The organism is Pseudomonas sp. SM4 (genome assembly GCF_051913165.1).
Lineage (GTDB): Bacteria > Pseudomonadota > Gammaproteobacteria > Pseudomonadales > Pseudomonadaceae > Aquipseudomonas.
This window is the reverse complement of the sequence record NZ_JBODOE010000004.1, coordinates 366691-381021: the sequence shown is the minus strand read 5'-3', so window position 1 is coordinate 381021 and position 14331 is coordinate 366691. Positions and strand designations below refer to the sequence as shown.

At 59.8% G+C, this 14331-nt stretch carries 12 protein-coding genes; 5 read left to right on the top strand and 7 right to left on the bottom strand.

The features are described from left to right. Positions 1–2: 2 nt before the first annotated feature. From ACQ4MY_RS10020 to amaB, 4 genes are all read right to left on the bottom strand, one after another. Positions 3–917, bottom strand: a complete 915-nt coding sequence (locus ACQ4MY_RS10020; RefSeq protein ID WP_008078282.1) for an ABC transporter permease subunit — start codon at positions 915–917, stop codon at positions 3–5. Positions 918–1158: 241 nt separating this feature from the next. Further along, a complete protein-coding gene (locus ACQ4MY_RS10015; protein WP_008078283.1) occupies positions 1159–2292 on the bottom strand; it encodes an ABC transporter substrate-binding protein in 1134 nt (377 codons plus the stop codon). Between the two features lie 368 nt (positions 2293–2660). After that, entirely contained in the window at positions 2661–3944 is a 1284-nt protein-coding gene (amaA, locus tag ACQ4MY_RS10010; RefSeq protein WP_440094916.1) for an L-pipecolate oxidase, read from the bottom strand. A gap of 211 nt (positions 3945–4155) precedes the next feature. After that, positions 4156–5646, bottom strand: a complete 1491-nt coding sequence (amaB, locus tag ACQ4MY_RS10005; RefSeq protein ID WP_440094915.1) for an L-piperidine-6-carboxylate dehydrogenase — start codon at positions 5644–5646, stop codon at positions 4156–4158. A 164-nt stretch (positions 5647–5810) separates the two neighbouring features. Between amaB and ACQ4MY_RS10000 the strand changes: the two genes are divergently transcribed. The 3 genes from ACQ4MY_RS10000 to nadE all read left to right on the top strand — a co-directional run bounded on the left by ACQ4MY_RS10000 (position 5811) and on the right by nadE (position 8961). Next, positions 5811–6707: a LysR family transcriptional regulator gene (locus tag ACQ4MY_RS10000; RefSeq protein WP_440094914.1), complete on the top strand. Its 897-nt coding sequence runs from the start codon at positions 5811–5813 to the stop codon at positions 6705–6707. A 198-nt stretch (positions 6708–6905) separates the two neighbouring features. Continuing rightward, positions 6906–8129: a nicotinate phosphoribosyltransferase gene (gene pncB / locus ACQ4MY_RS09995; protein WP_008078294.1), complete on the top strand. Its 1224-nt coding sequence runs from the start codon at positions 6906–6908 to the stop codon at positions 8127–8129. A 4-nt stretch (positions 8130–8133) separates the two neighbouring features. Next, positions 8134–8961, top strand: a complete 828-nt coding sequence (gene nadE / locus ACQ4MY_RS09990) for an ammonia-dependent NAD(+) synthetase (protein WP_008078295.1) — start codon at positions 8134–8136, stop codon at positions 8959–8961. A gap of 152 nt (positions 8962–9113) precedes the next feature. Here the strand turns inward: nadE and azu are convergent, their stop codons facing one another. Continuing rightward, the gene (azu, locus tag ACQ4MY_RS09985; RefSeq protein WP_008078296.1) at positions 9114–9557 is read right to left on the bottom strand and encodes an azurin; all 444 of its coding nucleotides are present in this window, start codon (positions 9555–9557) and stop codon (positions 9114–9116) included. 340 nt (positions 9558–9897) lie between these two features. On the opposite strand from azu, the gene ACQ4MY_RS09980 reads away from it, so the two are divergent. Both ACQ4MY_RS09980 and ACQ4MY_RS09975 read left to right on the top strand, forming a co-directional pair. After that, complete coding sequence (locus tag ACQ4MY_RS09980; RefSeq protein ID WP_008078297.1) at positions 9898–10485, top strand: TIGR00730 family Rossman fold protein; 588 nt, start codon at positions 9898–9900, stop codon at positions 10483–10485. 67 nt (positions 10486–10552) lie between these two features. Continuing rightward, positions 10553–10741, top strand: a complete 189-nt coding sequence (locus ACQ4MY_RS09975) for a hypothetical protein (RefSeq protein WP_008078298.1) — start codon at positions 10553–10555, stop codon at positions 10739–10741. Positions 10742–10948: 207 nt separating this feature from the next. On the opposite strand, the gene ACQ4MY_RS09970 is transcribed toward ACQ4MY_RS09975, so the two are convergent. After that, positions 10949–11842 carry a transglutaminase family protein gene (locus ACQ4MY_RS09970; RefSeq protein WP_440094912.1) on the bottom strand — a complete coding sequence of 298 codons (894 nt, stop codon included), beginning with the start codon at positions 11840–11842 and terminating at the stop codon, positions 10949–10951. Further along, positions 11842–14328, bottom strand: coding sequence for a circularly permuted type 2 ATP-grasp protein (locus ACQ4MY_RS09965; protein ID WP_440094911.1), 2487 nt, complete (start codon positions 14326–14328; stop codon positions 11842–11844). The genes ACQ4MY_RS09970 and ACQ4MY_RS09965 overlap by 1 nt, the downstream gene beginning before the upstream one ends. Positions 14329–14331: the final 3 nt, after the last annotated feature.

Below are 14331 nucleotides of genomic sequence, written 5' to 3'. Positions count from 1 at the left end.
GCTTACACCTTCGACACAAGAGGACGGCCCAACAGACCCTGCGGCCGGAAGACCAGAACAAGTACGAGCAGCGAGAAGCTGAACACGTCTTTGTAGTCGGAGTTGACCAGGCCGGAGAACAGCGACTCGGAGATGCCGAGGATGATCCCGCCCAGCATCGCACCCGGCAGCGAACCGATCCCGCCGAGTACCGCAGCGGTGAAGGCTTTAATGCCGATGACGAAGCCTGCGTAGAAGTCGAACGTGCCGTAGTTCATGGTGATCAGCACGCCGGCCAATGCCGCCATGGCTGCACCGATGATGAACACGTAGGAGATAACGCGGTCGGTGTTGATCCCCAGAATCGAGGCCATCTTGCGGTCTTGCTGAGTGGCGCGGCACATACGGCCGAGCTTGGTGTATTTGATCACATAGGTCAGCAGACCCATGCCGACGAACGCGGCCACCAGGATGAAGATCTTGGTGTAGGTGAGCTGAACGAAACCGGTGCCGATGTCGACGCGCCAGGCGCCAGTGAGCAGCGTTGGAACACCCTGTTGACGGGCGCCCTGGCTGATCTGGGCATAGTTTTGCAGGATCAGGGAGATGCCGATGGCGCTGATCAGCGGTGCCAGTCGGGTGGAGTTGCGCAGGGGTTTGTAGGCGACTCGCTCAATCACCCAGCCATACACCGCCGTGACGACGATGGTGAAGATCAGCGTGCCGAGCATCAGCAGCGGGAAAGATTCGATACCGAAGTAAGCCAGCAGAGCCAGACTGATTGCCGCCAGGTAAGCGGAAATCATGTAAACCTCGCCGTGGGCGAAGTTGATCATGCCGATGATGCCGTAGACCATTGTGTAGCCGATGGCGATCAGGCCATAGACCGACCCGAGGGTCAGGCCGTTGACCAGTTGCTGCAGGAAAATACCATCCATAACGCAATCTCACGCAGTGAGAACCTGCACACCTGTGGGCGGGCGGCTCTTCTAGGGAAAATACAGATTTACGTCGGAGCAATGTCAGAGCGCGATTGACCCAATCACTCCAAACCCTGTGGGAGCTGGCTTGCCAGCGATAGTGGTGGATCAGTCAACCTGTGTGTCGACTGACCTGACGCCATCGCGGGCAAGCCCGCTCCCACAGTTATGGGAGGGGATCAAATGATCGCGTCAGCCCTTACTTCTGTTTTTCCAGCTGGTGATATTTGCCAGTCGCATCCCACTGGTAAACCACGTAGTCGGAGACTTTCAGGTCACCCTTCTTGTCCCAGGCCTTCTCACCCATGACGGTTTTCACCGGATTGGCTTTCAGCCACTCGGCGGCTTTTTCGCCACTGTTGGACTTGGCGCCATTGAAGGCGGCCGCCAGGGTCTGAACCGAAGCGTAAGCGTACAGGGTGTAGCCTTCAGGCTCGGTGCCGGCCTTGCGGAAGGCATCCACCACGGTTTTACTTTCCGGCAGCATGCGCGGGTCGGCGCCAAAGGTCATCAGCACGCCGTCGACGTATTGCGGGCCACCAGCGGTGGTCACCAGTTCGTCGGTGACGATGCCGTCGTCAGACATGAACTTCACGTCTTTCAGGCCTTCAGTGCGCAGTTGTTTGACCAACGGGCCGGCTTCCGGGTGCAGACCGCCGAAGTAGACGACATCGGCGCCGGCGGCGCGGATTTTGGTGACCACGGCGCTGAAGTCTTTCTCACCACGGGTCAGGCCTTCGTACAGCACCGGCTTCACGCCACGCTTCTCAAGCTGTGCCTTGGTGGCATCCGCCAGGCCTTGGCCGTAGGTGTCCTTGTCGTGCAGCACGGCAACCTTTTTGCCTTTGAGCACGTCAACGATGTAGTCGCCGGCGACGATGCCCTGCTGATCATCACGGCCGCACATACGGAACATGGCGCTGAGGCCGCGTTCGGTCACTTGCGGGTTGGTGGAACCTGGAGTGATCGCGATCACACCGGCTTCGTCATAGATTTCCGACGCTGGAATGGTCGAAGAAGAGCAGAAGTGACCGACGACGCCAGCGACTTTCTGGTTGACCAGGTCCTTGGCGACCGTCACCGCCTGCTTCGGTTCGCAGGCGTCATCGCCTTTGACCAGAACGATTTTCTCCCCGTTGACGCCACCTGCCGCGTTGACTGCGTCAGCCGCTGCCTGTGCACCCTTCATGTACTGCTCGCCAAATGCCGCGTTGGCGCCCGTCATTGGACCCGCTACGCCGATTTTGATATCAGCCTGAGCAAACGCAGAAACACCCAACGCAGTAGCCACTGCGAGGGCCAGAAAGCCTTTCTTGTAAAACGTCTGGGACATGAGGTGGTGCTCCAAGGTTTTTTTTAGTTGGCACTGCGACTTCACTTCACTGAATGCTCAGAGCAAGGGCCGTGCCATCGGTTTTTTATTCTTCAAAAAGTCGCTGCTTTCTTGTTATTTCGACTGTTTCGTTCCCATTTTCATTGGGCGTGCAACCGTCTAAACCGCGGAAGGTGAAACCATTTATTTCTAAAGGCGCAACCCGCATGCGCCATCATTGCAACCGCGGCACCAAACGACGTGCAACCAGCCTGTAACAGCCCGCGTCACCGAACTGCACACTGCTGGTGCGGGACTGCTACAACCCGCACCATTACAGGCTAGTCGCTGCATCGGAAAGCGCCGCTTCCGGCAACATATTTCAACACTCAAATGACGATGCGCAGGCACTGGCCCGCGTGATACAGCGAGAACCCGGCCTCGTACAGGCAACTGCGCAAGCCTACGCCCGCCAAGGGCTGCATCGGTGCGAAGGGGATTGGCAGTGCTTGTGGATTGCCGTTACACAGATAGTCGGCGAAAGCCTTGCCAACCACCGTGCCCGTCGTGACGCCACGGCCGTTATAGCCAGTGACGGCCACCAGTCCCGGCGCTGGCTCGAACAGACGCATCAGGTGATCGGGGGTGAACGCGATGCGCCCGGTCCAGGTGCATTCCCATTCGACCGGTTTCAAATTGGGGAAGTAATGCTGTTGCACGCGGTCGGCCCAGGCTTTCAGGAACCATGTCGGTTTCTGATTACCGTTGCCCAGGCTACCGAGCAATAACCGCCCTTCTTTGTCGCGGCGAATGCTGCTCAACACTTGGCGGGTGTCCCACGAACCCTGCCCGCCGGGAAGAATCTCCTGCGCAGCGTCTTCGGTGAGCGGCACCGAGGCGACCTGATAGTAATAACCGGGGAAGAAGTTGCGCTTGAGTTCGGTCCAGTCGCCCTCGGTGTAGGCGTTGGAAGCGATGACCACTTGTTCGGCGAGCACCGAACCGTGCTCGGTTTGCACCGACCATTTCGCGCCCTGACGTTCGAGTCGGGTGACCGGTGAATGGTCGAACATCTGCCCGCCGAGATCGATCACGGCATTCGCCAGCCCGGTGACATAGGCCATCGGGTTGAGCGTGCCGGCGCGGCGATCGAGCAGTGCCGCAGCAATTTTTTGCGTCCCGGTGGCTTGTTCGCAGGCCTTGCCGGTCAGCAACTCGACCGGTGCGCCACGGCGTTTCCATTGTTGCTCGCGACTGCGCAGATCGGCCTCGCCCTTGGCGTTATGCGCCATGTGCAGCGTGCCTTCGCGGCGTAACTGGCAATCGATGTTGTACTTGTCCACAAGGCTGAACACCAGCGCGGGCGCGGCCCCGAGCATGCGATTGAGCTGACTGCCAACGGCCTCGCCGAAACCGGCTTCGATCTCGTCCGGTGGAATCCACATGCCGGCGTTGACCAGCCCGACGTTGCGCCCGGAGCCACCGTGACCGGCGCGATGCGCTTCCAGCACGCAGACGCTTTTGCCTTTTTCCAACAGATGCAGCGCGGCCGACAACCCGGTAAACCCGGCGCCGATCACGCAGACATCGACTTTGACTTCGCCCCTGAGCGCGGTGTTATCCGGCCTTTTTGGCGTGAGCTGTTCCCACAGACATTCTTCGCGTAACGGCATTGCCAGACTCCAACAGAAACCTGCCAAACACACAATTCAATGTAGGAAAGAAACCATTTGTGATGTAAACCCTGTGGCGAGGGGATTTATCCCCGATCGGCTGCGAAGCAGTCGTCGCTCTTAAATTTTCAGGGCCGCTGCGCAGCCCGTCGGGGATAAATCCCCTCACCACAAAAGCCCGCTCCCACAGGGGATCGGTGTCATTCCAAACTCAGTCGAACGTAATGCCCTGCGCCAGCGGCAACTCCAGCGAATAATTCACGGTGTTGGTCTGGCGGCGCATGTACCCGCGCCAGGCGTCGGAGCCCGACTCACGGCCACCACCGGTTTCTTTCTCGCCGCCAAACGCACCACCAATCTCCGCGCCGCTCGGGCCGATGTTGACGTTGGCGATCCCGCAATCACTGCCCACCGCCGACATGAATTGCTCAGCCTCACGTACATCAGTGGTGAAGATGCACGATGACAACCCTTGCGGCACCGCGTTGTTCAGGCGCAGCGCTTCCTGGAAATCGTTATAGCCAACCACATACAGAATCGGTGCGAAGGTTTCGCTGCACACCACATCACTCTGCTCGGGCATTTCAATAATCGCTGGCGACACGTAGTAGGCGTTGGGGAACTGATCTTCCAGTTGGCGCTTGCCGCCGAATACCCGGCCACCCTCGCTCAATGCCTGCTCCAGCGCATCCTGCATGTTTTCAAAGCTGTGCTTGTCGATCAGCGGGCCGACCAGATTGCCTTCCAGCGGGTTGCCGATGCGTACTTTCGAGTACGCAGCTTTCAGGCGAGTGACGATTTCTTCCTTTACCGATTCATGGGCGATCAGACGACGCAACGTGGTGCAGCGCTGGCCTGCGGTACCGACGGCGCTGAACAGAATCGCGCGCACGGCCATGTCGAGATCGGCGCTCGGGCCGAGGATCATCGCGTTGTTGCCGCCCAATTCCAGAATGCTGCGAGCAAATCGCGCGGCGACTTTCGGCGCCACTTCGCGGCCCATGCGCGTGCTGCCGGTGGCGCTGATCAGGGCGACACGCGGGTCATCGACCAGCGCTTCACCCGCGTCGCGACCACCGATGATCACTTGGCAAAGATTCGCCGGCGCATCGGTAAAATTCTTCACCACACGATCAAACAGCGCCTGACAGGCCAGCGCGGTCAGCGGGGTTTTCTCCGACGGCTTCCATACCACCGGGTTGCCGCAAACCAGCGCCAGCGTGGTGTTCCACGCCCACACCGCGACCGGGAAGTTGAACGCACTGATGACGCCGACCACGCCCAGCGGATGCCAGGTTTCACGCATGTGGTGGCCAGGACGCTCGGAGGCGATGGTCAAGCCGTACAGCTGGCGAGAAAGACCGACGGCGAAATCGCAGATGTCGATCATCTCCTGCACTTCACCCAGACCTTCCTGGGTGATTTTGCCCGCCTCCCACGAAACCAGTTCCCCGAGGTCGGCTTTGTATTCACGCAACACTTCACCGAACTGACGCACCAATTCGCCGCGACGCGGGGCCGGAATCTTGCGCCATTGCTCGAACGCATGATCTGCGCGACTGATGTGCTGCTCGACTTCGGCCGGGCCTTCCCAGTTCACAGCGGCGATGCGGCTGCCGTCGATCGGCGAATGCACCGGCACTTTGCCGTTCTGATACAGGGCCGGGTTCACACCTAGACGATCAAGCAATGCGGCAACCATGGGTCACTCCTCAAGCAAAAAACTGAATGTGTGCGGCCGCTGTTTGCACGACCGGGCAGGCCTTTAGTTGTAGCGTCACATTGGCAAGGCAACAAACGACCTTTACGCGAGATATCATTCCGTTTATTCATGCTGAGCATAGAAAGACAAGAAAAGGATCGGTCATGCTGAACAAACGCCACTTGCCCTCGATCACTGCCCTGCAGTGCTTCGAAGCCGTGACCCGCCACCTGAGCTTCACCCGCGCCGCCGAGGAGCTGAACCTGACCCAGAGTGCGGTGAGCAAGCAGGTCGCGCAGCTTGAGGAATTGTTACAACACTTATTGTTCCTCCGCGTGCGCCGACGTTTGCAGATGACCCCGGCCGGGGATTTGTACTTGGTCGAAGTACGAAAAATCCTCACGCAGGTGGAGATGTCGACCCATTACCTGCGTTCCTACGGTGGCGAGACCGAAGTCTTACGCGTATCGACGCCATCGACCTTCGGCGCGCGCTGGCTGGTGCCGCGTTTGAAAGGCTGGCGGCTACGTCATCCGTCGATTCATCTGGACCTGTGCAACGAGCAGGAAGCGGATGATCTGCTGCAGGGGCGCAGCGATCTGGCATTTTATTTCGGCCAGGGTTCGCGGCCCGGCACGGAATGCCTGAAGCTGTTCGGTGAAGAGCTGGTGCCGGTCTGCGCGCCAGGCAGCATGCCCGACAAGCCGTTTACTGATCCGACGCAACTCACCGATCTGGTCCTGCTGCAAAATGCCTCGCGCCCGCAGGCCTGGCACGACTGGTTCGACAGCCAGGGCTACCAGACCGAACACAGCTATCACGGGCCACGGTTTGAAACCTTTTATATGTGCATTCGTGCCGCGCAAGTTGGATGCGGGGTGGCACTGCTGCCACGGTTTCTGGTGGAAGAGGAATTGGCCGACGGCAAACTGGTCATTCCCTGGCAGCATGCAATGCCGAGCTCCGACGCCTATTACCTCGCCTACCCGGAGCACGCGGCGGAAGTACCGAAGGTGCGCGACTTCGTCAAATGGATGCTCGAACAGATCGACAATCCCTGACCGACCTCTCCGTAGGAGCTGTCGAGTGCAACGAGGCTGCGATCTTTTGATCTTGAAAACCAACATCAAAAGATCGCAGCCTGCGGCAGCTCCTACAGAAGCCCAGCAGAAATTGCTGGCAATCCCCACCGCTGATATGCGCCACTAGCGCTATTGATTGAGACCGCGCCACAGCGCGGCGCACCTGGAGACCCCGTTATGAGCGAGAGCGTGTTTGCCGATCGCATCGTGCAGAACCTGCTCGACACCGACTTCTACAAATTGACGATGATGCAGGCGGTGCTGCACAACTACCCCAACGTCGAAGTCGAATGGGAGTTTCGTTGCCGTAACAGCGAGGATCTGCGCCCGTATCTGGCCGAGATCCGCTATCAGATCGAGCGCCTGGCCGAGCTGAGCCTGAGCGCCGACCAGTTGAATTTCCTTGAACGCATCAGCTTCCTGAAACCGGACTTCCTGCGTTTCCTCGGGCTGTTCCGCTTCAACCTGCGCTACGTGCACACCGGCATCGAGAACGGCGAGCTGTTCATCCGTCTGCGCGGGCCATGGCTGCATGTAATCCTTTACGAAGTGCCACTGCTGGCGATCGTCAGCGAAGTGCGCAACCGCTATCGCTACCGCGAAACCGTGCTCGAACAGGCGCGCGAGCAGCTCTATCGCAAGTTCGACTGGCTGACCGCCAACGCCTCGGCCGACGAATTGTCGCAACTGCAGGTCGCCGATTTCGGCACCCGTCGCCGGTTTTCTTACCGTGTGCAGGAAGAAGTGGTGAACGTGCTCAAGCACGATTTCCCCGGGCGTTTCGTCGGCACCAGCAACGTGCATCTTTCCCGCGAACTGGACATGAAACCGCTGGGCACCATGGCCCACGAATGGATCATGGCCCACCAGCAACTCGGCCCACGGTTGATCGACAGCCAGATCGCCGCGCTCGACTGTTGGGTGCGTGAGTACCGGGGTTTGCTGGGGATCGCGCTCACCGACTGCATCACCACCGATGCCTTCCTCGGCGATTTCGATCTGTTTTTCGCCAAACTGTTCGATGGCCTGCGCCACGACTCCGGGGATCCGGTGGTGTGGGGCGAAAAATGCATCGCGCATTACCACAAGCTCGGCATCGACCCGATGAGCAAGACGCTGGTGTTCTCCGACAGCCTGACCCTGCCCAAGTCGCTGGAGATCTTCCGCGCGCTGCACGGTCGGATCAACGTCAGCTTCGGCATCGGCACCAACCTCACCTGCGACATTCCGGGTGTCGAACCGATGAGCATCGTGCTTAAAATGACCGCCTGCAACGGCCAACCGGTGGCGAAGATCTCCGACGAGCCAGGCAAGTCCCACTGCAAAGACCCGAATTTCGTCGCCTATTTGCGACACGTGTTCCAGGTTCCTGCCGATTCCCGTCTATCCAGCAAGGAGTGAATTCATGCAAGCCGTACAGCGTGAGATTGCGCAGCAGCTCAAGGTGCAACCGCCGTTCGCCGACTACCAGGCCCTGCAGGCCGAAGTCGCCCGGCGCATCGCCTTTATTCAGGATTGCCTGGTCAATTCCGGGCTCAAGACGCTGGTGCTGGGCATCAGCGGCGGCGTCGACTCACTGACCGCAGGCTTGCTGGCCCAGCGCGCGATGCGCGAACTGCGTGACCAGACCGGCGACAACGACTACAAATTCATCGCCGTGCGCCTGCCGTACGAAACCCAGTTCGACGAGCACGACGCCCAGGCCTCGGTGGATTTCATCGCCCCGGATGAACGCCACACCGTCAACATCGGCCCGGCCGTGAAGTCGCTGGCCAGTGAAGTCGCAGCCTTCGAAGGCAAGCACGCGGTCTCGGTGGATTTCGTCCTCGGCAACACCAAGGCGCGGATGCGCATGGTTGCTCAGTACACCATCGCCGGCGCGGCGCACGGGCTGGTGATCGGTACCGACCACGCGGCGGAAGCGGTGATGGGTTTCTTCACCAAGTTCGGTGACGGCGCCTGCGATCTGGCGCCGCTAAGCGGTCTGGTGAAAAATCAGGTTCGCGCGATTGCCCGCAGCTTCGGCGCGCCGGAATCGCTGGTCGAGAAAGTGCCGACGGCGGATCTGGAAGACCTGTCGCCGGGCAAACCCGACGAAGCGTCCCACGGCGTGACCTATGCCGAAATCGACGCCTTCCTGCATGGCGAACCGGTGCGCCAGGAAGCGTTCGACATCATCGTCGCAACTTACAACAAGACCCATCACAAACGCGTGATGCCATTCGCCCCGTAAGTTGCAAGCCCCTGTAGGAGCTGTCGAGTGAAACGAGGCTGCGATCTTTTGATCCGGCTTTGAAGATCAAGAGCAAAAGATCGCAGCCTTCGGCAGCTCCTACAGAAAACAAAAAAGCGTCCCGAGGGACGCTTTTTTTATGCCTGACTCAATTACTTGACGGTAATCGTGCCTTTCATCATCGAGATGTGGCCAGGGAACGAGCAGAAGAAGCCGTAGCCGCCGTCTGCAATCTTCGCCACGTCGAAGGTCAGCGAGTCGGTTTCCTTGGCGCCGATGATCTTGGTGTGAGCAATGATGCGCGCGTCACCTTCCGGCAGGTAGTTCTTGTCGATACCGGCGGCCAGGCCAGCGGTAGCGATTGGCTGCATATCAGCTTCTTTGCTGATCACCAGGTTATGGCCCATGACGTTTTTCGGCAGGCTGCCGGAGTGGGTCAGTTCGACGGTGAAGGTCTTGCAGCTCTTATCGATCACGATTTCCTTGGTGTTGAAGGACATCTGATCGGTGGAGTCAACGGTGGTTTTGCACTCGGCAGCCATCAATTGGCTGCTGGCCAGGGCCAGCAGGGATACCGCAACAACTTTGGAAAACATGGTGAATCTCCAAGGCAGGGTTAACAAAAACACTAATGGTGGAAAGACTGCCTGAAATCTTCGCAAGTTCCTATGACTTGAGTCAAAAATTGTATACAACTTTCAGGCTATGACACTCATCGAGACAATCTAACGGCCAGATTCCCCGGCCCGCCCTATGATCGGCGCATCTACTGAGACGGAGTGCCTGTCATGTTCTTTAACGGTCTGTTGTGCAGTTTGCTCGCCGCCTACGCCTGTGGCGCCAGCGGTACCTTTGAATCACCGGAGCGCGAAGTTTAGTCCTTGGATCGAGGCCTGCCAGCCATTACCCTGTGACGGATTGACCCAGGAGGAAGGCATGTCTGTGAAATCCGTGTGTGTATTTTGTGGTGCCAACGCCGGCACCGTCCCGGCTTACACCGAAGCCGCCATCGCCCTTGGCCAAGCCCTCGCCGAGCGTAAGCTGACGTTGGTTTACGGCGGTGGCGCCGTGGGTTTGATGGGAATTGTCGCCGACGCTGCCCTGGCCGCCGGCGGCGAAGTGATCGGCATCATTCCGCAGAGCCTGATGGACAAAGAGATTGGCCATAAAAGCCTGACACGCCTGGAAGTGGTCGACGGCATGCACGCGCGCAAGGCGCGCATGGCTGAACTCAGCGATGCGTTCATCGCCCTGCCCGGCGGCCTCGGCACGCTGGAAGAGCTGTTCGAAGTCTGGACCTGGGGCCAGCTCGGTTACCACGGCAAACCGCTGGGGCTGCTGGAAGTGAACGGTTTTTACAGCAAACTCACTGCTTTTCTTGACCACATCGTCGGCGAAGGCTTCGTTCGTGCGCCACACCGTGACATGCTGCAAGTGAGCGAATCGCCACAAACGCTGCTCGATGCCCTGGATAACTGGAAGCCGACCGTCACGCCAAAATGGGTCGACCAAAAACCCGGCTAACCGCAAGGCACCGATACAGGGCAGAATACGCGCCGCTCAACCTCACCTTCGACCAAGAGGAACGCCCATGGCCAAACCCAATTACTCCTTCGCCAAACGTCAACGAGACCTGGCAAAGGAACAGAAGAAAGAGGAAAAGCTTCAGCGCAAGAAACAAACAGCTGAAGAAGCAGCACTGAACCCTGAGGGTGAAGTGGCAACAGAAGATGATGTTGATGCAATTGAAGCACCGAAAGATCAGGCGCCCGACGCCTGAGCCCCACCGGGTTTGATGATCGAATCAGACCCTGCGGATTTGTGACGGGGCTGGCGGTTCCACCGCCGGCCCTCACAGCCCTTCCCCTCAGAATTTGCCACAAAACCCTGTGGGAGCGGGCTTGCCCGCGATGATTGCGGCACAGCCAAAAAAGTCATCACAGACACTCCGCCATCGCGGGCAAGCCCGCTCCCACAGGGTGCTTTATCACTCATTGATGGGCATTACGGTGACGCGCACTTCCGGGTCGTGATTGCCGCCGCCAAGGATCACCCCGCGCAACGGCGATACATCGGAAAAATCCCGCCCCCACGCCAATGTGATGTGTTCCAGCGCCGGTTGCACATTGTTGGTCGGATCAAAATCTACCCAGCCCAGCACCGGACAAAACACCGACACCCAGGCATGTGACGCATCGGCGCCGATCAAGCGTGGCTGCCCCGGTGGTGGCTGAGTCAGCAGATAGCCACTGACATAACGCGCCGCCAGGCCTCGGGAGCGCACACACGCCAGCATCAAATGAGCAAAGTCCTGACAGACCCCGCGACGCCGCTCCAGCACTTCCACCAGCGGCGTCGCCACCTGGGTCGCTTCGGCATCAAAAGTGAATTCGCTGAAAATCTTCTGCATCAAGGCTTGCACGCCGAGCATCAATGGCTGCCCAGGTGGAAAGCAGCTTTGCGAGAACTCGACGAAGCTGCGCTTCAAATGAACATACGGTGACTGGAACCGATAGCGACACGCCTCAAGTATTTCGGCGGACAACGGCTGACTGCTGTAGGTCAACGCATCGCGGGTCTGCTCCCATGCCGGCGACTGCGTGAAATCCAGTGCAGGCCGCGCCAGCACTTCCACGGTCAGCCGTGCATTGACCTGCAATTCATCGTGCGGCCGTTCGAAGGCCAATCGGGTCAGCGGGTTGCCAAACACATCCAGCTCATCGCGGCGCGCCGTCGGCTCCGGGCTGATCAACAACGCTTGTTCAGTGCAGCGCTGCCAGGCGCATTCGCGCGGCCACAGATGCGCCAGTTGCTGCGCCAGCGATACCGGACTGTCGTAGTGATAACAGGTGTCGTGGAAGATCTGGTAATGCGCGCTCATCAGACGGACACCGTACGCTGGCTGACATCATCGACATGGGCAAAATGGCGCAACGCCAGACGATCCGAGACTTGGCCGCTGGCCTCGGCGATGGCTTGCAGCAGATCCGCCAGGCCATCGAGGGCCGCACGCACGCTGTTCTCGCCGAACAACGGGTTTTCCAGACAGCCCAGATCGAACCGCGCCAGACGCTCGACCAACTGCGGCAATCCCGCCTCCCTTGGCGCACCGAAATCATCGTTCAAACGTTTCAACGTACGCGTCACCAATTTCAACTGGAACAACACCGCGTGCGGGTTTTGCTCATCGAGCAGCAACAGATCAAGCACTGGAATCAATTGCGCCACCGCCAGATAACGCGAGCGATAGGTGATGCTGCTGTTGCCCAGTTCCAGCAGCCATTCCAGCCCCGACTGATCGAACGCGCCGGCGCCGCGTAGAAATGCCGCCAGACTGCTGCTGAGAAATTGCAGACGCTCAATGCGTCGACCAATCATCAGAAAGCGCCAGCCTTCGTCGCGGGTCATGTCGTCGAGGGCAAAACCGGACAACGCCGCCAGCGACATCACCAGACGGTTGAGAAAATCCAGCAACTCGCCGAAATCCGGCTCGTCGGTGTCCAGCTCAGTGGCTTCGCGCTGCAATTCGACCAGTGCCTGCCAGTTCTCCCGCGAAAGCTTGCCGCGCACCTGCGAGGCGGCCCACTGCAAGCGTTGCAGGTTGGAGCGCAGGCTGAACGACCAGTCATCGCCGAGCAGTGCGGCCAGCAAACGTTCAGGCAACTCACCTTCGTCCGGTAACAGCGTCAGTCGCTCGCCGAGGTCGACGGCTGCCTGCAAGGCTTGCGGGTCATCGCCATCGACATACCGCGCGAGCATGATCCGCAGCAGCCGCGCACTGTCGTCGCAGCGTTCGCAATAACGGCCGAACCAGAACAGGTTTTCCACCACCCGCGACGGCAGATAGGGATCACGCCTCACAAGATCATGCACGCCGACATTGCGCTGGGTTTTCCATTGTTCGCCGCTCGGCGCCCGCTCGCCCAGCACCCAGGTGTCCTTGCTTGCGCCGCCGCGCTGCATCGACACCACCTCGGCATCAGCCTCGGCGGCCACCCGGGTCAGGCCACCGGGCAGCACACGATAACCGTCGCGACTGGCGACGGCGTACATGCGCATGCCAATCGCCCGGGGTTGCAGTTGACCGTTCTCGGCCTGCCAGATCGGCGCGTGGGACAGTTGTGCCAATTCTTGCGCCACGTAGGCATAAGGCCGCGCTTGCATGCGCAAAGCCAGATCCTGGCGCTGTTTTTCGCTCAGATCCCGGCCAAATACGGGCGCAAAAGTCTGTGAGGGAAACGCCGGTTTGATCAACAGTTCCGGCAGTTTTTCCAGCGCCTGCGCCAGCACCGGCGCTTCGCCGCACCACCACGTGGCAATCGACGGCAGGATCAGTTCTTCGCCGAACAGGTATTGGTTGATCTTCGGCAGAAACCCCAGCAACCCCGGCGACTCCAGCACGCCGCTACCCAACGCGTTAGTCACCAGCACGCGGCCCTGACGCACCGCTTCGAGCAGACCGGGAACGCCGAGCGCCGAGTCCGTGCGCAGCTCCAGCGGATCGCAGAAGTCATCGTCGAGTCGGCGCATGATCGCGTGCACGCGGCGCAACCCGCTGAGGGTTTTCAGGTAGACCGTGGCGTCGCGCACGGTCAGGTCGCCGCCCTCGACCAAGGGATAACCGAGCTGGCGGGCGAGATACAAATGTTCGAAGTAGCTTTCGTTGAAGCGTCCCGGCGTGAGCAAGACCACCAGCGGCGCGTCATCGCCGCTCGGCGCCTGACGCACGAGGGTTTCCTGCAAGGTGCGAAAGAAACCGGCCAGGTGCTGCACCTTCAGATCGCGGTACAGCTCGGGAAAGGCACGGGAGACAATGGTGCGATTTTCCAGCGCATAACCGGCACCCGAGGGTGCCTGGGTGCGATCAGCCGTCACCCACCAGCGGCCGTCTGGCGTGCGCGCCAGATCCACCGCGTAAAGATGAAGAAAAGCCCCTTCCGGTGGGGCAATGCCCTGACACGGCCAGAGAAAATTGTTGTGGCCGAAGACCAGTTCCGCCGGCAGCAACCCATCACTGATCAGCTTTTGTGGGCCATAGAGATCCGCCAGCACGGCATTGAGCAGGCGCGCACGCTGAGCGATCCCGGCTGACAACTGTTGCCATTCATCCGCCGCAATCACATGCGGCAAAAGATCCAGTTCCCACGGCCGATCCGCGCCTTTGGGGTCGGCATAGACGTTATAGGTAACGCCGTTTTCCTGAATCTGCCGCGCCAGCAATGCCTGCCGTTGTACCAACTGCGCCGGGGTGCTGCGCTGCAACTGATCGAACAGCCGCTGCCAGTGCGGGCGCACCGCGCCACTGCCGTCGAGCAGTTCGTGATAAGTGCCCGCCGTCAGCGGGTAGCGGTCTAGCAGGTCAGGCATGGA

What these genes read in the sequence shown, in the direction of transcription:
- ACQ4MY_RS10020 (WP_008078282.1), bottom strand. Translation starts at nt 917, where the DNA reads ATGGATGGTATTTTCCTGCAGCAACTGGTCAACGGCCTGACCCTCGGG.
- ACQ4MY_RS10015 (WP_008078283.1), bottom strand. Translation starts at nt 2,292, where the DNA reads ATGTCCCAGACGTTTTACAAGAAAGGCTTTCTGGCCCTCGCAGTGGCT.
- amaA (WP_440094916.1), bottom strand. Translation starts at nt 3,944, where the DNA reads ATGCCGTTACGCGAAGAATGTCTGTGGGAACAGCTCACGCCAAAAAGG.
- amaB (WP_440094915.1), bottom strand. Translation starts at nt 5,646, where the DNA reads ATGGTTGCCGCATTGCTTGATCGTCTAGGTGTGAACCCGGCCCTGTAT.
- ACQ4MY_RS10000 (WP_440094914.1), top strand. Translation starts at nt 5,811, where the DNA reads ATGCTGAACAAACGCCACTTGCCCTCGATCACTGCCCTGCAGTGCTTC.
- pncB (WP_008078294.1), top strand. Translation starts at nt 6,906, where the DNA reads ATGAGCGAGAGCGTGTTTGCCGATCGCATCGTGCAGAACCTGCTCGAC.
- nadE (WP_008078295.1), top strand. Translation starts at nt 8,134, where the DNA reads ATGCAAGCCGTACAGCGTGAGATTGCGCAGCAGCTCAAGGTGCAACCG.
- azu (WP_008078296.1), bottom strand. Translation starts at nt 9,557, where the DNA reads ATGTTTTCCAAAGTTGTTGCGGTATCCCTGCTGGCCCTGGCCAGCAGC.
- ACQ4MY_RS09980 (WP_008078297.1), top strand. Translation starts at nt 9,898, where the DNA reads ATGTCTGTGAAATCCGTGTGTGTATTTTGTGGTGCCAACGCCGGCACC.
- ACQ4MY_RS09975 (WP_008078298.1), top strand. Translation starts at nt 10,553, where the DNA reads ATGGCCAAACCCAATTACTCCTTCGCCAAACGTCAACGAGACCTGGCA.
- ACQ4MY_RS09970 (WP_440094912.1), bottom strand. Translation starts at nt 11,842, where the DNA reads ATGAGCGCGCATTACCAGATCTTCCACGACACCTGTTATCACTACGAC.
- ACQ4MY_RS09965 (WP_440094911.1), bottom strand. Translation starts at nt 14,328, where the DNA reads ATGCCTGACCTGCTAGACCGCTACCCGCTGACGGCGGGCACTTATCAC.